We start from the raw sequence: 25,759 nt of genomic DNA, 5'->3' as shown, positions 1-25,759 counted from the left end.
TCATGGCACAAAAAACAATGATCCAAGCAATTACAGATGCCTTAGCTCTGATGCTTGAAAAAGACAAAGAAGTTTTAGTTTTCGGTGAAGACGTTGGTAAAAACGGCGGGGTTTTCCGTGCGACTGAAGGTCTTCAGGAAAAATTCGGTGAAGATCAGGTGTTCGATACACCGCTAGCTGAATCTGGTATCGCCGGACTTGGCTTTGGTCTTGCTTTACAAGGCTTCCGTCCAGTTCCAGAAATTCAGTTCTTTGGTTTTGTGTTTGAAGCAATGGACGAAATCGTCGGTCAAATGGCTCGTACACGTTACCGCATGGGCGGTACACGTAATTTACCGATCACTGTCCGTGCACCATTTGGTGGCGGTGTTCATACTCCAGAATTACACTCAGATAACTTAGAAGGTTTGATGGCGCAATCACCTGGTTTACGTGTCGTGATTCCTTCAAATCCTTATGATGCAAAAGGTCTGCTGATTGCATCAATCCGCAACAATGATCCAGTCGTTTTCTTAGAACACATGAAGCTTTACCGTTCCTTCCGTGAGGAAGTTCCAGAAGGAATTTATGAAGTACCCTTGGACAAAGCAGCAGTTACTAAAGAAGGGTCTGATGTTTCAATCATCACATATGGAGCAATGGTTCGCGAAGCGATCAAAGCGGCAGACAATTTAGCTAAAGAAAACATCAATGCAGAAATTATTGATTTGCGTACGGTAGCGCCACTGGATGTAGAAACGATCATAAAATCAGTTGAAAAAACAGGCCGTGTCGTTGTTGTTCAGGAAGCGCAAAAACAAGCCGGAGTCGGTGCACAAGTCGTTTCAGAAATTTCTGAACGGGCGGTTCTTTCATTGGAAGCACCAATTGGCCGTGTTTCTGCTCCAGATACGATTTTCCCATTTGGACAAGCGGAAGGTATCTGGTTGCCAAACGCAGCAGATATTGAAGCAAAAGTAAAAGAAATCGTAGAATTTTAATCAGTAAGAAAAAGGAGCGAAAACTAATGGCTTACCAATTTAAATTGCCAGATATCGGTGAAGGCATCGCAGAAGGCGAAATCGTCAAGTGGTTCGTTAAAGCGGGCGATACTATTAATGAAGATGATACATTATTAGAAGTACAAAATGACAAATCAGTGGAAGAAATTCCATCTCCAGTAACAGGAACGATTAAAAAAGTCCTTGTAGACGAAGGAACGGTTGCCAATGTCGGAGATGTTTTAGTAGAAATCGACGCACCAGGACATGAAGACAACGAAGGTGATTCAGGAGTTGCTGCGGAATCACAGACACCAGCGGCTCCAGCAGCTGAACCAACTGCTGAAAGCGGCAGTTCGAATGCTGGCGGCGTTTTCCAATTCAAATTACCAGATATTGGTGAAGGGATTGCAGAAGGCGAGATCGTTAAATGGTTCGTGAAAGCCGGCGACAAGATTGAAGAAGATGATACGTTACTAGAAGTTCAAAATGATAAATCAGTAGAAGAAATTCCGTCTCCAGTAACCGGGACGATCAAGAAAGTCCTTGTAGACGAAGGAACGGTTGCCAATGTCGGAGATGTTTTAGTAGAAATCGATGCACCGGGTCATAATGATTCCAGCGCTTCATCTTCAACAGAGTCAGCATCACCAGCGGAAGCACCAAAAGCTGATGCAAAAGGCAGCTCTTCAGTGGTTGAAGCAAGCAATCCAGACAAACGTGTGTTAGCGATGCCGTCTGTCCGTCAATATGCACGTGAAAAAGATGTGGATATCACACAAGTAACAGCAACAGGTAAAGGTGGACGTATCGTAAAAGAAGATATTGACGCTTTTGCATCTGGCGGTGGTCAAGCAGCACTAGCAGCGAAGACAGAGGAAAAATTAGCGGGCACAGCAGCAACTTCAAGCGCAGCTCCTGCTAAAGCAGAAAAACCAGCTCAACCATTTACTTCTAACATGGGCGAAATGGAAACCCGTGAGAAGCTGACACCAACACGTAAAGCAATCGCTAAAGCGATGGTCAACAGCAAACATACTGCTCCGCATGTAACCTTACATGATGAAGTAGAGGTTTCTAAGCTTTGGGATCACCGTAAGAAATTCAAGCAAGTGGCTTTGGATAATGGCACGAAATTGACCTTCTTACCATACGTAGTGAAAGCTTTGACTGCGACAGTGAAGAAATACCCAGTCTTGAATGCGTCCATTGATGATGCCGCACAAGAAATTGTTTATAAAAATTATTACAACATCGGTATTGCAACAGATACTGATCATGGATTGTATGTACCGAACGTTAAAAATGCTGATACTAAAGGCATGTTCAAGATCGCAGACGAAATCAATGAAAAAGCAGCGTTGGCACATGACGGCAAATTAGCTGCTGATGATATGCGTAACGGCACGATCACGATCTCAAATATCGGTTCAGTAGGCGGCGGCTGGTTCACTCCAGTTATCAACTACCCTGAAGTTGCGATCCTTGGTGTCGGAACGATTGCGCAACAACCAATCGTGAACGATGAAGGCGAATTAGCGGTTGGCCGTGTGATGAAACTTTCATTAAGCTTCGACCATCGAATCGTTGATGGCGCGACAGCGCAAAAAGCCATGAACAATATCAAGCGTTTGTTGGCTGATCCAGAATTATTATTAATGGAAGGATGATAAAATCATGGTAGTTGGAGATTTTGCCATTGAATTAGATACAGTTGTAATCGGTGCTGGACCCGGCGGCTATGTTGCCGCCATCCGCGCCGCTGAAATGGGACAGAAAGTAGCGATCATTGAACGAGAATATATCGGCGGTGTTTGTTTAAACGTCGGCTGTGTTCCGTCAAAAGCGTTGATTTCTGCTGGACATCATTATCAAGATTCGCTTGATTCATCGATGTTTGGTGTAACTAGTGAAAATGTAAAGCTAGACTTTGCTAAAACCCAAGATTGGAAAGAAAACGAAGTCGTTAATAAATTAACGACTGGAGTAAAATTCCTGTTGAAGAAACACAAAGTAGAAATCATTGAAGGAGAAGCTTTCTTCGTAGATGACAAAAACTTACGTGTAATTCATCCTGATTCTGCTCAAACTTATTCTTTCAATAATGCGATCGTCGCAACAGGTTCTCGTCCAATAGAGATTCCTGGCTTCAAATTTGGCGGACGTGTGTTAGATTCTACAGGCGGATTAGCGTTAGAAGCTGTTCCGGAAAAACTTGTAATTATTGGCGGAGGCGTTATCGGTGCTGAATTAGGCGGTGCATATGCCAACCTAGGTGCTGAAGTAACGATTCTTGAAGGAACACCACAAATTTTACCGACTTACGAAAAAGACATGGTGCAACTTGTAGAAAAAGACTTCAAACAAAAAGGCATTAAAGTCGTTACCTCTGCGATGGCCCGTGAAGCTGTTGATAATGGCGATAACGTGACCGTTCGTTACGAAGTTGACGGAAAAGAAGAAACAATCGATGCAGATTACGTAATGGTAACAGTTGGGCGTCGTCCAAACACAAACGACATGGGCTTGGAGCAAGCTGGTGTTGAAATGACAGACCGCGGTTTGATCACAGTTGACAAACAAGGATGTACAAACGTACCTAGCATCTACGCAATCGGTGATATCGTTCCTGGTGCTGCTTTAGCTCATAAAGCCAGCTACGAAGCTAAAATCGCTGCTGAAGCGATCTCTGGCAAGAAAGTTGCCGTTGACTATAAAGCAATGCCAGCAGTTGCCTTTACTGATCCAGAATTGGCAACTGTCGGAATGACAATCAAAGATGCGAAGGAAGCCGGATTGGAAGCGAAAGCCTTCAAATTCCCATTCTCTGGTAATGGTCGTGCACTATCATTAGGCAAAACAGAAGGCTTTATTCGTTTGGTAACAACGGTTGAAGACAATGTTATCATCGGCGGTCAAATCGCAGGTGTTGGTGCCAGCGACATGATTTCTGAATTAGCCTTAGCTATCGAATCAGGCATGAATGCGGAAGATATCGCTCTAACGATTCATCCACATCCATCGTTAGGTGAGATCGTAATGGATGCTTCTGAGTTAGCATTAGGGATGCCGATCCATATTTAAAGCCAAAAGCCAAAATCCACTTAACAGGGATTTTGGCTTTTTTTTATGGTCAAATACTTAACACTTTCAGCAAACTATCCTTTAAACCACCGTGATTGCCACCAGTGCCCCCATTAGCCAATCTACCTGCGAGATCATTACTTGCGTTTGTTTGGCTACAGGATCACCTTTTACTTCCTTTATTTTCGCTTCCAGCATTTTTCGTTCTGGCTTTTCAATGTATTTTTTCAAGTAAGAGGATTTCTTTAACAGGATTACTAATTTTAGTCCATCATAATCTAAGCAATTTAAATTCTCTAGACGAGCCACTAATTGCGCAATGGTTTTTTCCTTTGCTAAATAAGAAAGCGTATTTCCATCTGTTTCGACAGTAATTTCTCTAAGGTCAATTAATGAGTTGCGAGTTTGAGCGACCAACAACTTCAAGTCTTTTTCGAAAAAGGTTGTACCGTATGCAACTGCTAATTTGTCGATGCGTTTCTTTTTTAGCTGGGTGATCTTATCAAATAAGCATTTCAGATATTCTAGTTCCTCCGGCAGTTGATCCGTTAAAATGATAATTTCCTTTTGATCAAGCTCGATTACCTGTGCTTCTTGCAAATCAAGCAGTCCTGCCATAACTAGGCACATACCAACATAATAATTAATAGAAGAAATCTTTCCATTTCGATTCATGGTGAAGAGCAGGTATTGTTGTGATAAACTTAAATTTTTCATCGTTTTGCTCCTTTATTCTTTTGATCTAAGTATAAGCTAGGAGTGAAAATATCTAGTTTTTCGAAACAATATTTTCAAAATTCTGATTTTTTCGCTTTTTTTTCATGGTATCCTAAGAATGCAGAAACAAAAGTTTCCTTTTTTTACTAGCTCATTCTGCCAGCAAGAGAATGATTAATTGAAAAAAGCGACAAGGAGATGAATCCAATGACTGGGAAATTTTTCCAAGAAATTAGAGAAAAGAAAAACCAATCAATCATGAATACGTCTGAGGGGATCGTAACACCTCAGTTTTTAAGAAAATACGAACGGGAAAATGGTGATATTCGTTTTTCGAATTTAGTCCAGTTATTAAATCGACTGAATACTACCATCGACGAGTTCATCTTTGAGATTGAAGAAAGCTTGGATATTTGGTTATATGAAATTGAAGAAGAAATTGATCAAGCCTATCATGCCGGAAATTCATTTTCTCTGAAGAAATTTGTGCAAAATCAAGAAAAACTCTATCAGCAAACAAAGGAGGAACGCTTCCTGTTTGCGGGGCTTATCGGCAAACGTTTCTATAATTATATATTTTTACCAAGCTATACAGTTGATTTATCGCCGATCACCAATTATTTAAGAGAGACGGAGACGTGGGGGAAGTTTGAATTTTTCTTGGTCACTTATAATAGTGATCTTTTCGAGCCGGAAGAAGCTTTTTTTTACGCCAATCAGTTAGTAACACAACAGCATGGCAGCTTTGAAGCTCGAAAGTGGCGCTTCGATGCTGTCCTGCATCTTGTACGTTATTTAATTGACGAGAATCAATTGACTTCGGCAGAAAAAATAATGTTAGCATATTTAAAAAACTTGACACCGAATCGTGATTTGAAATATCTTCATCATGACCTGTATGCTAAATTTGTCTATGGGCTGCTTTTGATCAAAAAGAATGATCCAAGAGGAGCGCGACAATGCGAGCGAGTCATTGAAATATTTGTAGAGGATTGCGGTTATTTAAACTATGGCAATCGACTGAATATTGTTTATCAATCAACTTTAGCGCAAGCTAAGCAGTCGTAATAAGCGAGGAGCAGATATATGAATGAAATTTTAGGTTTTGAAGCATCCAGATCAGGTGAAATGTATGATGACCTTTCGCCTGTATTTAGCGAAATGCGGAAGCAAGCAGTGAAGGCGACGACTGAATACAATGCCCTGTATGGAAAGGATGAGCAGAAGAGAGAAGCGATCTTGCGAAAACTTCTAGGCTCAGTGGGCGATTCCCCCTTCTTCGAACCGGATTTTCGTTGTGAATTTGGAAAAAATATCCATCTTGGGGATCGTTTTTTTGCTAATTTTGACTGCATCTTGTTAGATGGCGGAGAAATCAGGATTGGCAATGATGTATTATTTGGTCCACGGGTAGGGATTTTTACAACGAACCACGCGACTGATCCTGAAGAACGAGTGGCAGGTGGCTGTTATTCGAAAAATGTCGTGATAGAAGATAATGTTTGGGTAGGTGCCAACGTTACCATCAATCAAGGCGTGATGATTGGAAAAAATACAATCATTGGTTCTGGCAGCGTGGTAACAAAAAATATCCCGGCCAATGTAATCGCAGTCGGAAATCCTTGTCGTGTGTTAAGAGAGATCACTGAACAAGACAAAACGGGTTATCAATCTAAACGTACGCTAACTTAAAAGTGGTTTTCACCAGCGCATGTATAATTCTATGGTAAACTAATTTCGAATGGAGTGTGGATCAATGGCAAATTATGGTTACCCAATCGATGAGGATTGGACACATGAGGAGATCACGACTGTTATCAATTTCTTGAATTTAGTCGAGGAAGCGAACGAAAATGGTGTAGATAAAGAAGCTTTTTTAATCGGATATAAAAAATTTAAGGCAATAGTCAAAAGTATCGGAGAAGAAAAACGAATCGGTCGAGAATTTGAAGCGGTCAGCGATTATTCAATCTATCGCACGGTACAAAAAGCTAAAGCAGCGACAACGAAACGTTTTAAAATGTAAATTTATTAGCTATTGGTAAGAAGAATCAGACTTATTAGGAGAGATTAGGATGGAAAAAGAAATTATTGGCTGGATCTATGAGGCGGCTGAGAGAATCAAATCAGGACTAGGAGATGCGCTGAAGGTCGATCAGAAAAACGGACGGACGGATTTAGTGACGAACGTGGACAAAGAGGTCCAAGACTTTATCGTCGGAAAAATCAATGCTTATGATCCAGATGCATTGATTTTAGGCGAAGAAAATGGACAGGACCAGACTCCAATCGATAAAGGGCGTGTTTTTGTCATTGATCCGATTGACGGGACGTTGAATTTTGTAATGCAGCAAGAAAATTTTTGTATCATGATCGCTGTCTATGAAGAGGGCGTAGGCCAACTAGGGTTTATTTATGATGTGATGCAAGATGAGCTTTTCTGGGGCGGACCTAAAGTCGGAAAAGTCTTCCTTAACAAGGAAGAACTTGCGGCTCCTGCAAATCAATCGTTAAGTGAAGGCTTAATTGGTATGAACGCTGCCCTTTATCGCAAAAATTTGTATCATGCTCAAGAAATTGGTCAGACATCGATGGGTATCCGGGTATTAGGCTGTGCCGGACTGGATTTTATCGCTATCATCAAGGGGACGCAAATTGGCTATGTCAGTATGCTGAGTCCATGGGATTACGCTGCTGGCATGATTATGATGGAACAGTTAGGAATGACTGTTATCGGCAAAAATCAGCAGCCGTTAAGCTTCCGAGGACGGGAGTTTTTCATTGGCGCAACGCAGGCTGCGATGGCTGATATTCAAGCGTTTGATAAAGAGAATCTTTAAGAAACTACTTTTTCTGAAAAAATGAAAATGTTTTACTAACACTCTTACTGATTTTCTGTTATAATTGTCAATCGAGTGAGTCTCGCGTTACAAGAAAAGGAGCAATTAAAATTGAATTACAGAGAAGATATCCGCAACGTGGCCATTATTGCCCACGTCGACCATGGTAAAACAACACTAGTTGATGAAATGCTGAAACAATCCGATACCCTTGACAGCCACGTAAGCCTGCAAGAGCGTGCGATGGATTCAAATGCAATTGAAAAAGAACGTGGAATCACGATCTTAGCGAAAAATACCGCTGTTAACTATAAAGACTACAAAATCAACATCATGGACACTCCAGGACACGCCGATTTTGGTGGTGAAGTGGAACGAATCATGAAAATGGTTGATGGTGTATTGTTAGTCGTAGATGCTTATGAAGGTACGATGCCACAAACGCGTTTCGTATTGAAGAAAGCGTTAGAACAACATTTAACACCGATCGTAGTCGTAAATAAAATCGACAAACCTTCTGCACGTCCAGAAGAAGTCGTAGATGAAGTTTTAGAACTCTTTATTGAATTAGGAGCAGATGACGATCAGTTGGACTTCCCAGTGATATACGCGTCAGCAATCAATGGAACATCTAGCTTATCAGATGATCCTGCAGAACAAGAATCAACGATGGCTCCTGTTTTTGATACGATTATTGAAAAAATTCCAGCTCCTGTTGATAATAGCGACGAGCCTTTGCAATTCCAAGTTTCTTTATTAGATTACAATGACTACGTAGGACGTATCGGTATCGGCCGTATCTTCCGCGGAAAAATGAAGGTCGGCGACCAAGTATCTTTAATGAAGCTTGACGGTTCGATTAAAAACTTCCGTGTAACAAAAATCTTTGGTTTCTTCGGCTTGCAGCGTTTGGAAGTTGAAGAAGCAAAAGCAGGTGATTTGATCGCTGTTTCTGGGATGGAGGATATCTTTGTTGGGGAAACTGTTACACCAGTGGACCATCAAGAAGCTCTACCGATCCTACACATCGACGAACCTACTTTGCAAATGACGTTCCTAGTGAATAATTCACCATTTGCTGGTCGTGAAGGTAAATACGTGACTTCACGTAAAATTGAAGAACGATTGATGTCAGAATTGCACACAGATGTGTCATTACGCGTTGAAAACACAGATTCACCTGACGCTTGGACGGTTTCTGGTCGTGGGGAATTACATTTATCGATTTTGATTGAAAACATGCGTCGTGAAGGCTACGAATTACAAGTTTCTCGCCCAGAAGTTATCGAACGTGTTGTTGATGGTGTAAAATGCGAACCATTCGAACGTGTACAAATCGATACACCAGAAGAATATATGGGTAGCGTGATCGAAGCATTAGGTCAACGTAAAGCCGAAATGCAAGACATGATTCACTCTGGTAACGGACAAATACGTCTGGTTTTCTTAGCACCAGCGCGTGGTTTGATCGGATTCACTACTGAATTCTTATCAATGACTCGAGGTTACGGAATCATGAACCACACCTTTGATCAATATTTACCAATGATCCAAGGCGTGATCGGCGGACGTCGTAACGGGGCATTAGTTTCTGTTGATACTGGAAAAGCAACTATGTACTCCATTATGAGTGTTGAGGAACGGGGAACTGTCTTTGTTGAACCAACTACTGAAGTTTACGAAGGAATGATCGTCGGCGAAAACAGCCGTGACAAAGACCTAGGTGTTAACATTACCAAAGCTAAGCAAATGACAAACGTTCGTTCAGCTAACAAAGACCAAACGTCAGTCATCAAAAAGCCACGTATCTTAACGCTAGAAGAATCATTAGAATTCCTGAATGACGATGAATACTGTGAAGTAACACCAGAAAGCATTCGTCTACGTAAACAAATTCTAAACAAAGCAGAACGTGAAAAAGCAGCGAAGAAACGCAAAGTTGCTGCTGAATAAAGACTATTTAAGAGATCGCATGAATCTATGCGGTCTCTTTTTGTGGAAAAATTTTGTCAACCACCAAATTGCTTATAACAAGGTGAAATAATTATTTTATCTTTAATTAGCTGTTATTAGCAAAGAACAACTCTTATTCTAAAATTATTTTTAAAAAATTGGATTAGAATTTTTGAGAATTATCGTTTATGTTTGATTTGGGTTGATGAGGGATCGGTGCTTGATTGCGTGATTGAGGATAAGACTGCTGTTTTGTGTGACTGATAACATGCACTTTGAATAAATAGAATTAAATGGAAAAGGAGGAGTTTTAATGGATGAATATGGCTTAAGCTGTAAGCAGATTTTTTCGTTAAAGCGTAAAACATTAGAAAAACGCATCAGCAATTTCTATAACGAAACGAATGACAGTGACAGCGCGATCAGACTTTTGGTAGCGCTTCAAGTAAGAGAAGAATTAGGCTTGGCAGATTTTTCATTTATGTTAGCCGATTTAGTGCATTATATTTTTATGAAAACCAAATCCAATGCGACCCTGCGTCGCTTTTATATATTCTTTGAGGAGTATTTTGATAAGAAGGAGTGGCGTGTGCTGCTAATCAAATTATTTCCGGCGAAAACGTATATCGCTGAAAAGCTGAAAACATTATTTACGCAATTTATCAAAGAACCTCTAGCAGGATTAGTCGGTTCATGAATAAGGAAAAATAAAGAGCAGGAAGAAAATTAAACGAAGGGATTAAAAAAATGACGACAGTATTAGACGTAGAATTTGAGAATAGTAATGGAAAAGAGCAGCATTTGCGCTTGAAGAATTTTAGTATGCGTAAATCTGCCACAGAACTTAAAGCAACTTTAGAGAAATTCACGCTGTTGAATCTATTTGAAAAAGATGGCGTAGATTTATATAAGAAATTGAAGCATGCAACAATTATCGAAGAAATCGAAAGTCCAATCTTTGATATAGAAGCTGATGAAGAAGCACCAGTATTAGATGCTCAACTAAGCAAAGAAGAAGCACTATTGCAAGTAGAAAAAACTGCGGAGGAATTAAATAAGATCAATATACCAGAGGATCTAGTGATCATAGAAGAAAAACCGGAACCGGGTATTCTGATCCAAACGATTGGATTGCCAGAGGGGATTAATCCAAGTGAATTAACGGAAAGTCAGGCAATGATAATTATTAGCGCCTGTATGCCGGCTGATGCTCGACTAGAAGATATACGGATCGAGAATAAGACAAGTCCGGCAAAACTGGTTTTGACCGAGAGAATCGACGAAGAAGAGTCTCCTCCGGTGATTGTCCAATCACCGCCAGAAAATGTTAAAAGGAAACGAAAACGATTACTCGATCGTATCCGGAAACGAGAGTAAGCAGCTGTTTTTGTCTCATCGATAAATCCAACGTTGGTATGAGACAGATATTCACTGTATTGCTGGATTAAACAAACTGAATCAAATTTTTAGCCTGCTGGATCCGCAGGCTATTTGTTGTGGACAAAATGTGCGGCTAATGAGATAAAGGCTAGAGCTTATCCATTTCAAACAGCCTTTAATCGCTGATTTTTCCGATGTCTTGTATGAAGGTGCCGAAAACCATTATGTTTCATATTATGCATTTGTTTCACGACGAGAATCGTAAAAAGAATTGATTTTTCGCGTTTTTATATAAAGTTTTTGCATTGTAATCTCTTTGTAATATTCTCCAAGCTGTGTAAAAGTCAAAATCCGAACAAAGAGTTTAGAAAAAGCTTAGTCTCACGGATTTTTTCCCTTTTTAAATTTTTTCTATGTTATAATGTTGAAATCAAGATAGGAGGGAAGCAAAATGGAAAATATTTCTTCTGATTTTGCCATTAAAGTGTTGCAAGAAGATGCAGATCGGATCAAGCTGTTGATTCGTAATCAAACAAATAGTTTATGTATCTCTCAATGCAAAGCTTTTGAGGAAGTCGTTGATACACAAATGTATGGCTTCTCACGCCAAGTGTTCTTTGCTGAAAAGGTAGGTATCTTGAAGCGAGGAGAAGGACAGCAAATGCTTAGTGATTTGGAAGCTGAGTTAAATCGTTTATATACGGAATTGTACGAAACTCGTCAGGATATGACGGATGCCGGCTGGGAGGCTTAACCTTGCCCACGAAAATAAAGAAACGTCATTTTTTAGATTATAGTATTTTGATTCCATATTTGATTTTGACTGTGATTGGTTTGATATTTGTATACAGTTCAACTTCCTATTTATTGATCACAAATAATGCGAACCCAACAGGCTTAGTAATGAACCAAGGGGTCTTTTGGGTTTTAAGTTTGATCGTAATTAGTTTGATGTATAAAATGAAGACAGATGTCTTAAAAAGCCAGCAGCTGATCATTTTTGTGACATATGTGATTTTTATTCTATTGATTATTGTATTGTTTTTTGGTACTGAACGTAATGGTGCTAAAGGGTGGATCGATATTGCTGGTTTTACGATGCAGCCAGCAGAATATTTAAAAATCATGGTTGTTTGGTACTTGTCCTATATACTATCAAAACGTCAAGAGACGATCCAAGATAATTTTGTTACCGACATGAAACGTCCATTAATGCTAGTTTTTGCTATGATCTTTTTAGTAGCGGTACAACCTGATATGGGGAATGCGGCGATTATTACATTATTAGCATTGATTTTGCTATTGGCTAGCGGAGTTAACTGGATTTACAGTTTAATCGTTGGAGGAATCGGTGTTGTCGGAAGTTTTCTTGTTATTGAATTCTTGACACATTTTGGTAAAGCTATTTTTCCAAAGAAATTAGCATATATTTTCAGTCGATTTGAAAGCTTCAAAGATCCATTTAAATATGAATTAGACACGGGACATCAAATGGTCAATGGCTATTATGCAATGTTCAACGGCGGCTGGTTTGGGCGTGGATTAGGGAACAGCATTGAAAAAAAAGGTTTTTTAAGTGAAGCTCATACGGACTTTATTTTTTCTATCGTAATAGAAGAAGTCGGTTTGATCGGTGCTTTGGTTATATTAGCAATTTTAATTTTTTTAATCGCACGAATCTACTTGGTTGGGATTCGTTCGAAGAAGCCTTTCAATTCATTGATTTGTATCGGAATTGGAAGTTTGTTGTTATTACAAGTTTTTATTAATCTTGGTGGTATTTTAGGAATTATTCCATTGACTGGGATCACGTTCCCATTTTTGAGTCAAGGAGGAAACAGCTTACTTGTATTGTCAGTGGGTGTTGCATTTGCGCTGAATATCAGTGCAGATGAAAAGCGGACGAAACTTGCGATCGAGTATGAATACTTAAAAAGTCAGGAGTGAAGTGCATGAAAAAGGTATTGGTAGCAAATAGAGGTGAAATTGCAACACGGGTGTTTCGCGCGTGTAGTGAGTTAAACATTAAAACAGTGGCGATCTTCGCGGAGGAAGATCAATATTCGGTTCATCGCTTTAAATCAGATGAAGCGTATTTAGTCGGAAAAGGGAAAAAACCGATCGATGCGTATCTAGATATTGAAGACATTATCCGCGTGGCGAAAGAAGCAAAGGTGGATGCGATTCATCCAGGCTATGGCTTCCTTTCTGAAAATTTAGAATTCGCGAAACGCTGTCGTGAGGAAGGGCTTATTTTTGTTGGTCCTGAATTGCATCACTTAGATATTTTCGGCGATAAGATCAAAGCCAAAACAGCCGCCTTAGAAGCTGGGATTCCGTCAATCCCTGGTTCAGATGGTCCAGTTGATACAATCGATGTTGTTTTGGCTTTTGCTGAATCGCACGGTTATCCTATCATGATTAAAGCGGCTTTAGGTGGTGGCGGTCGTGGTATGCGTGTTGCTCATGATGAAAAAGAAGCACGTGAAGGTTATGATCGTGCCAAGAGTGAAGCGAAAGCCGCCTTTGGTAATGACGAAATCTATGTTGAAAAATATGTTGCCAATCCAAAGCACATTGAAGTTCAAATTTTGGGAGATAGTCATGGAAACGTGTTGCATCTCTATGAACGCGACTGTTCTGTTCAACGTCGTCATCAAAAAGTTGTGGAAGTGGCGCCGTGTATTTCCTTAAATGATGAACAGCGAGAAAAAATCTGCCAAGCGGCTGTTCAGCTAATGAAACATGTTGGTTATGTTAATGCTGGAACAGTGGAATTCTTAGTTGAAGGAGATAATTTTTATTTCATCGAAGTTAATCCTCGAGTTCAAGTAGAACATACGATTACTGAGCTGATTACTGGTGTGGATATCGTTACTTCACAATTAATGATTGCACAAGGAAAAGATTTGCATAAAGAAATCGGGTTGCCAAAGCAAGAAGACGTTCAAATGTCAGGAGCAGCTATTCAATGTCGGGTGACAACAGAAGATCCGTTGAATGGTTTTATGCCGGATACAGGGAAAATCGACACGTACCGTTCACCAGGTGGTTTTGGTGTACGTTTAGATGTAGGAAATGCTTATGCTGGAGCGACTGTTACACCATATTTCGACTCATTACTAGTAAAGGTATGTACTCATGCGTTGAATTTTGATCAAGCAATTGAAAAAATGCAACGTTGCCTGATTGAATTCCGTATTCGCGGTGTTAAAACCAATATTCCTTTCATGCATAATGTAATCAGTCATCCTGTTTTTCAAAGTGGAGAAGCAAAAACGACATTTATTGATAATACACCTGAGCTGTTTGAATTCCCACGTGTTAGGGATCGCGGTAATAAAACTATGCGTTACATTTCAGAGATTACTGTAAATGGCTTTCCAGGAATAGAAAAACAAGAGAAACGTTATTTTGAAACACCTCGAGCACCAAAAATCGAAAAAAGAGAATTAGTTACAGCTAAAAATATTTTGGATAAAGAAGGGCCTGAAGCAGTAACAGAGTGGATTAAAAAACAAGATTCAGTTCTATTGACTGACACGACCTTCCGTGATGCTCATCAAAGCTTATTGGCTACACGAGTTAGGACACATGATTTGTTAAATGTTGCCCAAGCAACAGGTGAAGGAATTCCTGAGTTATTCTCAAGCGAGATGTGGGGCGGTGCTACATTTGATGTGGCATACCGTTTCTTGACTGAAGATCCTTGGAAACGACTAAAATTAATACGAAAAGCCATGCCAAACACTTTATTGCAAATGCTTTTCCGCGGTTCGAACGCAGTTGGTTATTCAAATTATCCAGATAATGTACTGGAAGAATTTATTAAAGAAGCGGCTTACCATGGTATCGACGTCTTTCGAATTTTTGATAGTCTGAACTGGCTGCCACAAATGGAAAAAAGTATTCAGTATGTTCGCGACGCAGGAAAGGTTGCTGAAGCAGCGATTTGCTATACAGGCGATATCTTAGATTCAAGCCGGACTAAATATAATGTTCAATACTATAAAGATATGGCGAAAGAATTGGAAGCTCTGGGAGCCCATGTGATAGCGATCAAGGATATGGCTGGGCTTTTGAAACCTCAAGCTGCCTTCCATTTAATCAGTGAGCTGAAAGAAACAACAGATCTTCCGATTCATTTGCATACACATGATACTGCTGGAAATGGGATTATTACTCTGTCTGCTGCTGTTAAAGCAGGTGTTGACATTGTAGACGTCGCAACGAGTGCAATGAGTGGTGCGACGAGTCAACCGAGCATGAGTAGCTTGTACTATGCTCTTCAATACGGCGATCGCGCGCCTGACTTGAATTTGAAGAATGTTCGTCAGTTAAACCATTATTGGGAAGATGTTCGACCATATTATTCAAGCTTTGAGAATGGTATCATGGCAGCTCAAACAGAGGTTTATAAACACGAGATGCCTGGAGGACAGTATTCAAATCTGCAGCAACAGGCCAAAGCTGTTGGATTGGGTGAAAAATGGGATGAAATTAAGGAAATGTATCAAACTGTCAATCTGATGTTTGGAGATATCGTAAAGGTTACACCATCTTCTAAAGTGGTAGGGGATATGGCACTGTTCATGGTGCAAAATGAATTAACTGAAGAAGATATCTATGATCATGGGAATGAATTAAGCTTTCCTGATTCTGTCATCAGCTTTTTCCAAGGTGAGTTAGGCCAGCCAGTTGGCGGATTCCCAGAAAAACTGCAACAGATTATCTTACAAGGACGTCCGGCCATGCAAGAGCGCCCAGGCAAATTTGCTGAGCCTGTTAAATTTGAAAAGGTAAAGGAAGAATTGCAGGAATTGATTGGCTTTGAACCAAGTAAAACAGATGTTTTAAGCTATTTGATGTATCCGCAAGTATTCTTGGATTATCAAAAATCATATGGTCAGTTTGCAGATGTTACGTTGTTGGATACGCCGACCTTCTTTAGTGGTATGCGTCTTGGTGAAACAATTAACGTCCAAATTGAAAAAGGTAAGACTTTGATTATTCGATTGGATGAGATTGGTGAAGCTGATGTCGAAGGAAACCGGACATTATTCTTCAACTTGAATGGGCAACGTCGTGAAGTCGTTGTAAAAGACGCTTCTATCAAGAGTGCCGTTCAAACTAAGCGCAAGGTTGAACCAACAAATCGTGAACAAATCGGAGCAACAATGACCGGTTCGGTATTGAAAGTCCTAGTCGAAAAAGGTGATCATGTTGAAAAAGGACAACCGCTACTGATTACTGAGGCGATGAAGATGGAAACATCCATCGATGCTCGTTTTGCTGGAAAAGTTTCTCATCTATACGTTGAAGAAGGTGAAAGTATTTCTTCTGGCGATTTATTGATTGAAGTAAAAGAAAAATAGAAATATATTTCTTAGATATGCCAAGTATAGGCGTGAATCTGGGATCCTTAAAACTCTAATTTTGAGTCAAAATATTAGGGGAGTAATATAGGAAAATTGTCTGTTTACTTTTAGTAAAGTTGGATTTTTTTGTTGGGGCCTTTGTATCATTTACTTGAAAAAATATTTTATTAGTATGATTTAGGAGCGTTGTTGTGTGAAGAGAGTGATTGGTTTTCTTAGTATTCTATTTTTAGTTTTGATTGGTTACTATTTGCAACCAGTCCTCTTCCCACCGACACAAGGGAAAGCTCCAGTTACATCAACAAATCAAGTGGTTCGACACAAAGCCTTAAAGCATCAAACAATCAAATCGGAAGGGTTTGCGGACTACGTTACACAGCCAATTGAAGTTTTTGAGCAGAAATTTGGACGACCGACGAAAATTGAAGACAGCGGATTTTTCTTTCAAACTCGTGACTATGCATTAGATCAAGGAATATTGGAAGTGAATGTAGAGGCTGGAAAGGTCAGTACAATAAAAGTAATGGCGAAAAAGGCGGATATCCAGCCTTTTAAATTCAGTATGACTAGCAAGCAACTAGCGGATCAAATCAATTTGTCTGCGGATTTTGCTTTAAGTTATGATGAGGAACCAGTACAGATCGAGCTAAGTGAAAATGACATGCGATTTCGTCCATTGATCGCTTTTGATAATGACACGTTTGCAATGCTCTTTTTTAACGGAAGTAATGAGAAAATGATTGGCGCTGTTTATTTGGATATGGAAAATTTATTACGATTGATGCCATATCAAATCAACAGCGGTAATCCTTTAGCCAATCGTGTACAAGAAAGTAATCTTGATTGGAATATCTTAAACCAACAAAAGCAAGAACGTGCGATTAATGTAATTAATTTTTATCGGGGATTACGTAAATTGGAAAAAATCCCCACTACTGATTCCTCGATGAATGACAGTAAAAGGCTGTTAAAAAGTTTTTTAACAGCTCCTAAAAAAGTGCTGGACAATGAGCGTTTAGAAGAGTGGCAAACGGGGCAAGGAGCACATTTAAGCAACTTATCTTTTGAGCTTTCTTCAACCGAATTTAAAGACTTGGCCAAAAATTCCAAAATTGATTATGAAAACGGCTTTTTCTATTCACCGATGATCGATCCATTATTTAATCTTTTTGATTGGGTCAGTCACGAGCATTTGAATGAAGCGATTATGGCAACAGAGACAGAGCTTGGCGTTGCAATTGATCAAGAAAGTGTGCTAGTCTTGTTACAAGAACCAGAAAAAACAAAGGATAGTGAATAGGTTGATTATAAATGATGCTTTCTTTCAGTTAGAGGATCAAAATCAACTGTTGATTCAAGAAATTTTAGCGAGTAAAAGCTACAAAAACTATCTGCTGGCAAGGAAACAAATGAATGATTGTTTAGAAGTAGCGAAGCTGAAAAAAACGTTTCAGACCGAAAAAGACAAATTCGAACGAATCGCGGCATATGGAGAGTATGCGCCTGATTATCGCCAGCAGCAGCGTAAAGTTCGCATAAGTAAGCGTGCGCTTGATTTGAATGAAAAAGTTGCTGCTTTTCGGCTAGCTGAAACCGATTTTCAACAGTTGTTGGATGAAATCGGCATCCGTTTGGCACAAGTGATCTCATCAGAGATTAAGGTCGATGCAGGAAATCCTTTTTTTGAAACAGGGAATCATAGTTGTAAGGGGAATTGTCATGGATAATACTGAGTTTGTAATGCAAAAAAGACGAGGGATAATCGTTTGGGTCTATTCTTTGAAGCAATTAAAGACCTTGAAACGATTTGGTTTGATTCACTTTGTTTCAAGAAAAATGAAGTATGTTGTTTTATATGTAAATGAAGAGGTCGTAGATGAAACAGAAGAAAAGCTGCAAGGATTGCATTTTGTACGTCAAGTAGAGCGATCCTATCGACCAGATATTGAGATGAATTTTGCGGATCGGATCGGAACGAAGGCCGCTTATCAAGTAAAAGATGACGATGAGTTGGATGTCGTAGAAGCCAATACAAAGATTCGATTAGCTGAAACAGTCTAAGTAAGGTGAAAAATGTCTGATTTGTTCAAACATTTTTCATCTTTTTCTTTGATAATAAAGAAGTCAGATCAGCTATGTTTATTTTACGAAATTTGAAAGCCAGAAGTGTTACATAATAAATAGAACATAAGGTATTTAGCTAACATGATTAGTAATGAGAGGGGCATGGGCAGCATGCGAGTGGTTGCAGGTGAATTTGGCGGTCGCAGATTAAAAACATTAACTGGAAATAATACACGGCCTACGACTGATAAGGTAAAAGGAGCTATTTTCAATATGATTGGTCCGTATTTTGATGGAGGTGCTGTCTTGGATCTATTTTCTGGCAGCGGCTCTTTAGGAATTGAGGCTGTTTCACGTGGGATGGACCAAGCTATACTAGTTGAAAAGAACTTTCGTGCAATGGAGGTTATTCGTGACAATGTCGCTGTGACTAAAAATGAAGAAGCATTTCAATTAATGAAAATGCCTGCAAACCAGGCGATTCAGCAGTTGGCTAGCAGTAAAAGACAATTTGACTTGGTATTGCTGGACCCGCCTTATGCAAAGCAGGAAATCGTAAAGCAGATTGAAATGCTTTTGCAGAATAATTTGCTGACGAACACTGCAATTGTGGTATGTGAAACTGTCAAAGAAGTCGTACTACCAGAGTCGATTGGTAAATTAAAAGAACGTAAGCGTAACGACTATGGGATTACTGCCGTAACGATTTACGATTGGGAGGATTAAGATGAAAAAAATTGCGCTTTTTCCTGGCAGTTTTGATCCATTGACTATGGGACATTTAGATACGATCGAGCGTGGAGCGAAACTGTTTGACGAGTTAATTATTGGCGTTTTCGTCAACACGAATAAGAAAAGCTACTTTACCTCAGATGAAAAGATGGCTATCGTAAAGAAATCTGTTGCTCATATCCCGAATGTACGTGTGATTACTCAAGAAAATGAATTGACGGTAACGGTCGCAGAGAAGCTGGGAGCAAAGTTCTTATTGAGAGGTATCCGCAGTATCAAAGATTATGAGTACGAAAAAGAAATTGCTCTAATGAATCGGCACTTAGATCGTGATTTGGAGACAGTCTTTTTATTAGCTGAACCGAAATACAGTCATATTAGTTCCTCGATTTTGAAGGAAGTTTGGACTTTTAATGGTGATGTCAAAGAATATCTGCCCGAAGCAGTCTATCGGGCGTTGGAAGAGAAGCGTGAGAATAGTGAAAAATAACAAACTTGTCAAACGATTACTACTTGTATTTATAGCTCTAGCTGCAATAGCTTGCGTGATAGTGCCTATCCCATATTACATCGAAGAACCTGGAGAGACGATCAATTTGAAAGAATTGATCACAGTTAATGATAAAAAGGATGAGAATAAAGGATCATTCAGTTTAACTTCGGTTGGTATCCGAAGGGCAACAGTTTTAATGGCTTTGAAAGCGAAGGTCGAGCCTTTCCATGAAATCATTTCTGTGAATGAGTTAACTGGTGGTGCCAGCGATGATGAATACATGCAAATCCAAAAGTTCAACATGGAAACTTCGCAAAACTTTGCGATCGAGCAGGCTTTAAAATTGGCGAATAAACCCTATAAAATGGAATACAAAGGTGTGTATGTTTTGGGGGTAGAAAAGAAATCAAATTTTGCTGGGAAAATCAGTGTCGGCGATACTGTAACCAAGGCAGATGGGAAAACCTTTACCAGCAGTGAGGATTTCATGAAGTATGTGAAATCACAAAAAGTCGGACAAAAGATGAAAGTGACCTATATTCATGACGGCAAAACGAAAGAAGCTACTGAAAAACTGATTAAACTTCCAACAGATAAAAAGCCGGGAATTGGTATATCACTGACTGATCATACAGAGATTGACTCTCAGGACAAGGTCAAAATAGATGCTGGTGATATCGGTGGTCCATCGGCCGGCTTGATGTTTACCTTGGAAATTTATGAACAACTAGTGGATAAAGATTTGCGTCATGGCGAAAAAATTGCGGGCACTGGTACGATCGGTTCTGATGGCGAGGTAGGAAGAATCGGTGGTATCGACAAAAAAGTAGCCAGTGCAGCTGCTGACAACAACAAAGTATTCTTTGCTCCAGATGATGAGATTACAAAGGAGATGAAGGAAGCACAACCAGGAATTAAATCAAACTATCAAGAGGCCAAGGCAGCAGCTAAAAAGCTAAAGACAGACATGGAAATTGTTCCAGTGAGAACTGTTAAGGATGCGCTAGATTACTTGGAAAAAATGAAATAAGTTCACTTAAGAGTGCTAGTCAGCAATGTCTAGCACTCTTTTTATATCCCTTTTTTGAGAAAACATAGCCGCGTTTCAGGGGCAGCTGCGTATCTTAATGAAAAGGAGGATTTTATGAAAGCGTATTTGAAGAAATATCCATATTTGATCGTACTGCCAATAGTCTTGGCCATCGTTGGATTCTTTTTTTTAACTAGAGAGCCGGAAGAACAAGAGATGGATCCGGTACTTTTCTCAACAACTAACATCACAAAAGAAACGAATGAATCAAGCAGTAATCAAGATTGGTACGTTGATGTAAAAGGTGAGGTCAAAAGAGCAGGTATGTATCGAATCACACAGGGCATGAGGCTAATGGACGCAATTGATTTAGCTGGCGGATTTACAGAGGAAGCGGATCAAAACCAAGTTAATTTTTCCAAATTACTGACCGATCAGGAAATTATCTATGTACCAAAAAATGGTGAAGAAATTCCGACAATTAACGAAAACTTCCAGCAGGTCGCCGGGACAACGGATTCTGATAGTAAAAAAATCAATATTAACACGGCAGATGCGAATGAGTTACAAGAGTTATCAGGAATTGGTGAAAAAAAGGCAGCGGACATTATCAAATACCGTGAAGAAAATGGCAGTTTTCACTCAGTAGAAGAGTTGACTGAAGTATCAGGAATCGGTGAAAAGACGCTTGAAAACTTGAAGGATTCTATTACAATCTAGGTAAAAAATTTTCAAAGATTATGGACAAAGTGGAGTTATATTAATTTGAATACTTTTTATGGCTCAGAAATTCGTGGATTTTTTTACTGAAAAGCATACAGATATTTGTATGCTTTTTTTGTTTGAAAAGGCAAGTCATCTTTCCTTTATTCTTTTTATAAACCAACATAGATAAAAATTTTGGTTTTAAATAAAGCAATACTTTTACTATGCGTAATTTAGTTTAAACCCCAAATTTATTGCAGCAGAATTTATTCTAATTATCAGGAAATGGCGAGAAACAGTACCGGATACTATCAAATACTGTGAAGAAAATGGCAGTTTTCGCACGGTAGAAAATCTAATTAAAGTATCAAGAATCGGTGAAAAGGCGCTTGAAAATTTGAAAGACTCGATTACAATATAAGAAAGATCGAAAGAGAGGGCGAAGAATTTGACTACTGAAAGAATACCTTGGGATCAATATTTCATGGCGCAAGCCGTTTTATTATCATTAAGGAGCACATGTACACGCTTAGAAGTGGGAGCAACGATCGTACGGGACAAACGAATTATCGCTGGAGGTTATAACGGTTCTGTCAGTGGTGATGTTCATTGCGTGGATGATGGCTGTTATGTTGTTGACGGACACTGTCTGCGAACAATCCACGCAGAAATGAATGCTCTTTTGCAATGTGCCAAGTTAGGTATCGCTACAGACCAAGCAGAAGTGTACGTAACTCATTTCCCTTGTTTACAATGTACCAAAGCATTGCTGCAGGCTGGGATTAAAAAAATACATTATCTTAAGGATTATCGTAATGACCCTTATGCAATCGAGTTGATTAATCAAGTGGGGGCTAGCGCTCACCAGGTTCATTTAGAGAGCAAATACTTCACCAAACTTCAATTAGGAGAAGATGCTGCCACATTGCCAGAAAGATAGCTTCTGTTCGTAATTACTTGATATTGCCGATCCTGACGGCGATTCTATTTGCAACGTTGATTTATCAAGTCAATTTTTGGCTGACGTTGCTGCTGAGTGTTCTATTGATTCGAACCTGCTGCATGAAAAGCCGCAAGATTTTATTGCTGGCTTTTTTATGCAGCCTTTTTATTGGTTTACGGACTTATTGTTATGTAAACTATATTAGAGCTGTTCCTGAAACGATAACTAATCAAACTATAACGATCCAATCAGACTCAGTTAAACTTGATGGAAACTTGTTAAAACTAACAGGAAAAGTCAATGGTAAGAAGTATTTAGTTTATTACTCATTAAAATCATCGGAAGAAAAAGATTTTTGGAGTCAAAAGAGTATACCAAATAGTGCGATTATTAGTGGAGAAACAGAGACGTTTGATCCAGCTAGAAACTTGAATGGTTTTGATGCAAAGAAGTATTATCACAGTCTAGGAATCAGTCGAATCCTCCAAGCTCAGAGATTTAGTTCATTTCAGCGAAAGAGGTCGGGACTGAGTGGTCTTCGGCCGCGCTTGATTTGGTCTATCGATAGGCATTATTCGAAACGTTTGGCTAGTTACATTAAAGCGCTAGTGATCGGTTATAAAGATGCCGAGTTCGCAGAATATTCAGCTGCATATAAAATGACGGGACTGCTCCATTTATTTACTTTATCCGGATTACATATTCAGTTTTATTTGGGCGGTATTCATCTATTGCTGAAAAGGCTCGCTTTGACTAGAGAAACACGGTTGATTCTGTTGAGTATAATCGGTTTTTTGCTGATTTACTTGACTGGCGGTGGTTTTAGTACGATTCGGGCAGTTCTAAGCTTTCTGATCGGTTTTGTATGTTTGACCTTTGATATCTTACTTTCAAAGCTTGATCAATGGAGTTTAATGCTGCTGCTATTAATTTTATGTTATCCGTTGGCCCTATGGTCGGTAGGTGCTCAATTGAGTCTGTATTTTGCTTTATTATTATTGTACTTGAATGATTTAAGAATCAATGTTTGGCAGCAGACTATTCTTTTTTCTATTTTATCGTTACCCTTGCTAATCTTCAGTTTTAGCGAATGGACTATAATTGGAGGACTATTTACATTATTGCTGTTTCCCATTTTTGAATGGGTAATTCTTCCAGGCTGTCTACTGCTTTTCTTTGGTTGTTTTTTACCTATCCCGCAGTTAATTGAATATTTGATGGAGCACTTCTTCATACTACTGGAAAAATTTCTGAAATTCGCTGCTTTTCCGAACTTAACAATTGGTAAGCCTGGATTTCTAATATTTCTATTTCTTTTGTTAATAGTTCTTTTGATTATTGATCGTTTAAAGTATCGCCAGAAGATTTTTTTTCTGTTAGGGATAGCCTTCTTTCTGATCGTTTCAATTTCTCTTTCAGCCAACGGCCTGATTGCTTTTGTAGACGTCGGACAGGGAGACTGTATTTTTATCAAATTACCTTTTAAACAGGAGACTTTTTTGATCGATACTGGAGGACGCTTGAACTTTAAACAAGACAAATGGCAAGTTAGACAGTTAAAGAGGATCTCTGACTATAATTTATTGCCTTTAATCAAATCACTAGGGTGCCACAAGATCGACCATTTGCTCGTAACTCATAATGATGCAGATCACATGGGAGAATTAAAAAACGTCATGAGAAAGGTAAATGTGAGAAATCTTTATTTGGCTGATGGTTCGCAGATGGAACTGCGCAACTTGCTGAGGAAAGTACGAGGAACTAAAGTTCATTTGGTAAAACGAGGCGATACGATTGGCCGGTACTTAAAGCTGCGAGTACTTTCCCCTGAGAAGAGTGAAGGGGAAAATGATGATTCACTGGTTACTTATTTCCAATTGAATCAACAGCGTTTCTTATTGACTGGGGATCTAGAGACTACTGGCGAAGAAGAACTGATGAAAAATTATCCGCAACTGAGAACAGATTTTTTAAAGATCGGCCATCATGGCAGTAATACCTCAACAGGTGAAGAGTTATTAGAAAAAACCAAACCTAAATATGGTATTATTTCCGTAGGCAAAAAGAACCGTTACGGACATCCTACTGATGAAACTCTGGAAAAATTAAATAAATACCAGATTAAGATTTTTCGAACGGATCAGCAGGGAATGGTCTATTACCAATGGTCTGAGATAACTAAACGTGGAAAAATCAAAGTGCTGATAGATTTTATTGAGTAATCGTGGTAGCATGGAGAGTCAGGTTTAACAAGAACAAGCAAGTATATAAAGCTATTTTTAGAATTTTTATGAGTTAGGAGCAATCACATGAATACACAGGAAGCCCTTCAGCAAATCAGGAATGCACCATTAAAATCAGTCTATCTAGTCACGGGGACAGAAGATTTTTTGATTCAGGAGATTCGACAGGCGTTCTTAGACCGAATGAAGAAGGATGACTTAGAGGAGTTGAACTTTATGTCATTTGATATGGAGGAAAGCGGCCTAGGAGCAGTCATTGATGAAGCAGAAACGCTTCCTTTTTTCGGTGATTATCGCTTGATTTTTGTGGAAAAACCTTATTTTTTAACGGGAGAAAAGAAAAGTAATGTACCTGATCAGGACGTCGATGGCTTGATAGATTATTTGAAACACCCGTTAGATACATCGATAGTTGTCTTTTGGGCGACATATCCCAAACTCGATGCTCGCAAAAAAATTACTAAGGCTTTGAAGAAAACAACTGTTGTTGATGCAGCACCTTTACAGGAGCGGGACTTACGCAGCTTTTTGCAGCGTTATATCAGCAACGCAAATGTGAAAATATCAAAAGAAGCATTTGATCTTTTTTTGCGTCTGACTGATTTTGATCTGTCTAAAGCGATGAATGAGATCGAAAAATTACTGTTACTGGCAGGTGAGGGTGGCACTATCACGCTTCGACTAGTAGAGGATTTAGTACCGAAAACGCTTGAACATAATATTTTTGAGTTAACGGAACAAATCCTTAAGGGGGATACGGCAAAGGCTTATCAAACATATGAAGAGTTGCATTTACAGGGTGAGGAAACAATCAAATTGACTGCAATTTTGATTAGTCAAATTCGATTATTACTGCAAACAAAAATCTTGCAAAAAACTGGTTATCAACAGGCTAATATTGCTGAGACACTAAGCATCCATCCTTATCGTGTGAAGTTAGCGATGCAGCAAGTAGCCAAATTTCCTCTAGAATTATTAGTATCTATGTATGATGAGTTAGTAGAGAATGATTATGAGGTGAAGACTGGTCAGGCCGAAAAAGAACTAAATTTTCAGTTATTCATTTTGAAGACGACTGAAAAAATAAAAAAATAGAATTGTAGCCACAATAATTTCTTTTTATGAAAAGCTGACAGACAAAATATTTTTGTCCTGTCAGCTTTTTTTTATTAATGACTTCAGTCAGTTTCGCTCGTGTTAGCGAGTGAAACAAAAAA

At 39.2% G+C, this 25,759-nt stretch carries 25 protein-coding genes; 24 read left to right on the top strand and 1 reads right to left on the bottom strand.

The features are described 5' to 3' along the window. The first annotated feature begins 2 nt into the window (after positions 1 to 2). From JZO85_RS10700 to lpdA, 3 genes are read left to right on the top strand one after another with little or no spacing between them, the layout of a single operon-like run. Positions 3 to 980: an alpha-ketoacid dehydrogenase subunit beta gene (locus JZO85_RS10700; protein WP_207108515.1), complete on the top strand. Its 978-nt coding sequence runs from the start codon at positions 3 to 5 to the stop codon at positions 978 to 980. 26 nt (positions 981 to 1,006) lie between these two features. Beyond that, positions 1,007 to 2,650 carry a dihydrolipoyllysine-residue acetyltransferase gene (locus JZO85_RS10695; RefSeq protein WP_207108514.1) on the top strand — a complete coding sequence of 548 codons (1,644 nt, stop codon included), beginning with the start codon at positions 1,007 to 1,009 and terminating at the stop codon, positions 2,648 to 2,650. A gap of 7 nt (positions 2,651 to 2,657) precedes the next feature. After that, complete coding sequence (lpdA, locus tag JZO85_RS10690) at positions 2,658 to 4,064, top strand: dihydrolipoyl dehydrogenase (RefSeq protein WP_207108513.1); 1,407 nt, start codon at positions 2,658 to 2,660, stop codon at positions 4,062 to 4,064. 81 nt (positions 4,065 to 4,145) lie between these two features. On the opposite strand, the gene JZO85_RS10685 is transcribed toward lpdA, so the two are convergent. After that, positions 4,146 to 4,781, bottom strand: a complete 636-nt coding sequence (locus JZO85_RS10685) for a GPP34 family phosphoprotein (protein WP_207108512.1) — start codon at positions 4,779 to 4,781, stop codon at positions 4,146 to 4,148. Between the two features lie 207 nt (positions 4,782 to 4,988). Between JZO85_RS10685 and JZO85_RS10680 the strand changes: the two genes are divergently transcribed. The 21 genes from JZO85_RS10680 (at position 4,989) to holA (ending at position 25,637) form a co-directional block, all read left to right on the top strand. After that, the gene (locus JZO85_RS10680; RefSeq protein ID WP_207108511.1) at positions 4,989 to 5,849 is read left to right on the top strand and encodes a helix-turn-helix domain-containing protein; all 861 of its coding nucleotides are present in this window, start codon (positions 4,989 to 4,991) and stop codon (positions 5,847 to 5,849) included. Between the two features lie 18 nt (positions 5,850 to 5,867). Further along, positions 5,868 to 6,473 (top strand): sugar O-acetyltransferase, encoded by a 606-nt coding sequence (locus JZO85_RS10675; RefSeq protein ID WP_207108510.1) that lies wholly within the window; start codon positions 5,868 to 5,870, stop codon positions 6,471 to 6,473. Between the two features lie 64 nt (positions 6,474 to 6,537). Further along, on the top strand, positions 6,538 to 6,807 hold the full coding sequence (locus tag JZO85_RS10670; protein WP_207108509.1) for a UPF0223 family protein: 270 nt from the start codon (positions 6,538 to 6,540) through the stop codon (positions 6,805 to 6,807). 49 nt (positions 6,808 to 6,856) lie between these two features. Further along, the gene (locus JZO85_RS10665) at positions 6,857 to 7,621 is read left to right on the top strand and encodes an inositol monophosphatase family protein (protein WP_207108508.1); all 765 of its coding nucleotides are present in this window, start codon (positions 6,857 to 6,859) and stop codon (positions 7,619 to 7,621) included. Positions 7,622 to 7,732: 111 nt separating this feature from the next. Further along, entirely contained in the window at positions 7,733 to 9,574 is a 1,842-nt protein-coding gene (gene typA, locus JZO85_RS10660; RefSeq protein WP_207108507.1) for a translational GTPase TypA, read from the top strand. Positions 9,575 to 9,887: 313 nt separating this feature from the next. Beyond that, positions 9,888 to 10,271 carry a hypothetical protein gene (locus tag JZO85_RS10655; protein WP_206917651.1) on the top strand — a complete coding sequence of 128 codons (384 nt, stop codon included), beginning with the start codon at positions 9,888 to 9,890 and terminating at the stop codon, positions 10,269 to 10,271. Positions 10,272 to 10,321: 50 nt separating this feature from the next. Further along, the gene (locus tag JZO85_RS10650) at positions 10,322 to 10,951 is read left to right on the top strand and encodes a DUF2922 family protein (RefSeq protein WP_207108506.1); all 630 of its coding nucleotides are present in this window, start codon (positions 10,322 to 10,324) and stop codon (positions 10,949 to 10,951) included. Between the two features lie 454 nt (positions 10,952 to 11,405). Then, positions 11,406 to 11,708 (top strand): Fpa/YlaN family protein, encoded by a 303-nt coding sequence (locus JZO85_RS10645; RefSeq protein ID WP_207108505.1) that lies wholly within the window; start codon positions 11,406 to 11,408, stop codon positions 11,706 to 11,708. 2 nt (positions 11,709 to 11,710) lie between these two features. Beyond that, complete coding sequence (locus JZO85_RS10640; RefSeq protein ID WP_207108504.1) at positions 11,711 to 12,901, top strand: FtsW/RodA/SpoVE family cell cycle protein; 1,191 nt, start codon at positions 11,711 to 11,713, stop codon at positions 12,899 to 12,901. Positions 12,902 to 12,906: 5 nt separating this feature from the next. Then, positions 12,907 to 16,329: a pyruvate carboxylase gene (locus tag JZO85_RS10635; protein WP_207108503.1), complete on the top strand. Its 3,423-nt coding sequence runs from the start codon at positions 12,907 to 12,909 to the stop codon at positions 16,327 to 16,329. Positions 16,330 to 16,525: 196 nt separating this feature from the next. After that, the gene (locus JZO85_RS10630; protein WP_207108502.1) at positions 16,526 to 17,632 is read left to right on the top strand and encodes a CAP-associated domain-containing protein; all 1,107 of its coding nucleotides are present in this window, start codon (positions 16,526 to 16,528) and stop codon (positions 17,630 to 17,632) included. A 1-nt stretch (position 17,633) separates the two neighbouring features. Beyond that, the gene (locus JZO85_RS10625; RefSeq protein ID WP_207108501.1) at positions 17,634 to 18,059 is read left to right on the top strand and encodes a YlbF/YmcA family competence regulator; all 426 of its coding nucleotides are present in this window, start codon (positions 17,634 to 17,636) and stop codon (positions 18,057 to 18,059) included. After that, entirely contained in the window at positions 18,046 to 18,393 is a 348-nt protein-coding gene (locus tag JZO85_RS10620; RefSeq protein WP_207108523.1) for a DUF2129 domain-containing protein, read from the top strand. Before JZO85_RS10625 ends, JZO85_RS10620 begins: the two co-directional genes overlap by 14 nt. A 144-nt stretch (positions 18,394 to 18,537) precedes the next feature. After that, positions 18,538 to 19,122 carry a 16S rRNA (guanine(966)-N(2))-methyltransferase RsmD gene (gene rsmD, locus JZO85_RS10615; protein WP_207108500.1) on the top strand — a complete coding sequence of 195 codons (585 nt, stop codon included), beginning with the start codon at positions 18,538 to 18,540 and terminating at the stop codon, positions 19,120 to 19,122. A gap of 1 nt (position 19,123) precedes the next feature. Continuing rightward, entirely contained in the window at positions 19,124 to 19,618 is a 495-nt protein-coding gene (gene coaD / locus JZO85_RS10610) for a pantetheine-phosphate adenylyltransferase (RefSeq protein ID WP_207108499.1), read from the top strand. Further along, a complete protein-coding gene (locus tag JZO85_RS10605; RefSeq protein ID WP_430732915.1) occupies positions 19,599 to 20,651 on the top strand; it encodes a SepM family pheromone-processing serine protease in 1,053 nt (350 codons plus the stop codon). Before coaD ends, JZO85_RS10605 begins: the two co-directional genes overlap by 20 nt. Positions 20,652 to 20,765: 114 nt before the next feature. Further along, positions 20,766 to 21,371: a helix-hairpin-helix domain-containing protein gene (locus JZO85_RS10600; RefSeq protein WP_207108497.1), complete on the top strand. Its 606-nt coding sequence runs from the start codon at positions 20,766 to 20,768 to the stop codon at positions 21,369 to 21,371. Between the two features lie 238 nt (positions 21,372 to 21,609). Beyond that, positions 21,610 to 21,777 (top strand): helix-hairpin-helix domain-containing protein, encoded by a 168-nt coding sequence (locus JZO85_RS23495; RefSeq protein WP_430732916.1) that lies wholly within the window; start codon positions 21,610 to 21,612, stop codon positions 21,775 to 21,777. A gap of 27 nt (positions 21,778 to 21,804) precedes the next feature. Then, the gene (locus JZO85_RS10590) at positions 21,805 to 22,296 is read left to right on the top strand and encodes a ComE operon protein 2 (RefSeq protein WP_207108496.1); all 492 of its coding nucleotides are present in this window, start codon (positions 21,805 to 21,807) and stop codon (positions 22,294 to 22,296) included. A 17-nt stretch (positions 22,297 to 22,313) separates the two neighbouring features. Continuing rightward, complete coding sequence (locus JZO85_RS10585) at positions 22,314 to 24,521, top strand: DNA internalization-related competence protein ComEC/Rec2 (RefSeq protein WP_242550324.1); 2,208 nt, start codon at positions 22,314 to 22,316, stop codon at positions 24,519 to 24,521. 87 nt (positions 24,522 to 24,608) lie between these two features. Beyond that, a complete protein-coding gene (holA, locus tag JZO85_RS10580; protein WP_207108495.1) occupies positions 24,609 to 25,637 on the top strand; it encodes a DNA polymerase III subunit delta in 1,029 nt (342 codons plus the stop codon). Positions 25,638 to 25,759 lie beyond the last annotated feature (122 nt).

The sequence above is a fragment of the Candidatus Enterococcus murrayae genome (assembly GCF_017315985.1).
Lineage (GTDB): Bacteria > Bacillota > Bacilli > Lactobacillales > Enterococcaceae > Enterococcus_A > Enterococcus_A murrayae.
This window is presented reverse-complemented; position numbering and strand designations above follow the sequence as displayed.

Excerpts from the sequence above, each read along its gene's own strand:
- JZO85_RS10600 (WP_207108497.1), top strand. The coding sequence starts at position 20,766 with ATGAAAGCGTATTTGAAGAAATATCCATATTTGATCGTACTGCCAATA.
- JZO85_RS10655 (WP_206917651.1), top strand. The coding sequence starts at position 9,888 with ATGGATGAATATGGCTTAAGCTGTAAGCAGATTTTTTCGTTAAAGCGT.
- JZO85_RS10700 (WP_207108515.1), top strand. The coding sequence starts at position 3 with ATGGCACAAAAAACAATGATCCAAGCAATTACAGATGCCTTAGCTCTG.
- JZO85_RS10685 (WP_207108512.1), bottom strand. The coding sequence starts at position 4,781 with ATGAAAAATTTAAGTTTATCACAACAATACCTGCTCTTCACCATGAAT.
- JZO85_RS10680 (WP_207108511.1), top strand. The coding sequence starts at position 4,989 with ATGACTGGGAAATTTTTCCAAGAAATTAGAGAAAAGAAAAACCAATCA.
- JZO85_RS10635 (WP_207108503.1), top strand. The coding sequence starts at position 12,907 with ATGAAAAAGGTATTGGTAGCAAATAGAGGTGAAATTGCAACACGGGTG.
- JZO85_RS10675 (WP_207108510.1), top strand. The coding sequence starts at position 5,868 with ATGAATGAAATTTTAGGTTTTGAAGCATCCAGATCAGGTGAAATGTAT.
- JZO85_RS10695 (WP_207108514.1), top strand. The coding sequence starts at position 1,007 with ATGGCTTACCAATTTAAATTGCCAGATATCGGTGAAGGCATCGCAGAA.
- JZO85_RS10665 (WP_207108508.1), top strand. The coding sequence starts at position 6,857 with ATGGAAAAAGAAATTATTGGCTGGATCTATGAGGCGGCTGAGAGAATC.
- lpdA (WP_207108513.1), top strand. The coding sequence starts at position 2,658 with ATGGTAGTTGGAGATTTTGCCATTGAATTAGATACAGTTGTAATCGGT.
- coaD (WP_207108499.1), top strand. The coding sequence starts at position 19,124 with ATGAAAAAAATTGCGCTTTTTCCTGGCAGTTTTGATCCATTGACTATG.
- holA (WP_207108495.1), top strand. The coding sequence starts at position 24,609 with ATGAATACACAGGAAGCCCTTCAGCAAATCAGGAATGCACCATTAAAA.
- JZO85_RS10650 (WP_207108506.1), top strand. The coding sequence starts at position 10,322 with ATGACGACAGTATTAGACGTAGAATTTGAGAATAGTAATGGAAAAGAG.
- JZO85_RS10670 (WP_207108509.1), top strand. The coding sequence starts at position 6,538 with ATGGCAAATTATGGTTACCCAATCGATGAGGATTGGACACATGAGGAG.
- rsmD (WP_207108500.1), top strand. The coding sequence starts at position 18,538 with ATGATTAGTAATGAGAGGGGCATGGGCAGCATGCGAGTGGTTGCAGGT.
- JZO85_RS10645 (WP_207108505.1), top strand. The coding sequence starts at position 11,406 with ATGGAAAATATTTCTTCTGATTTTGCCATTAAAGTGTTGCAAGAAGAT.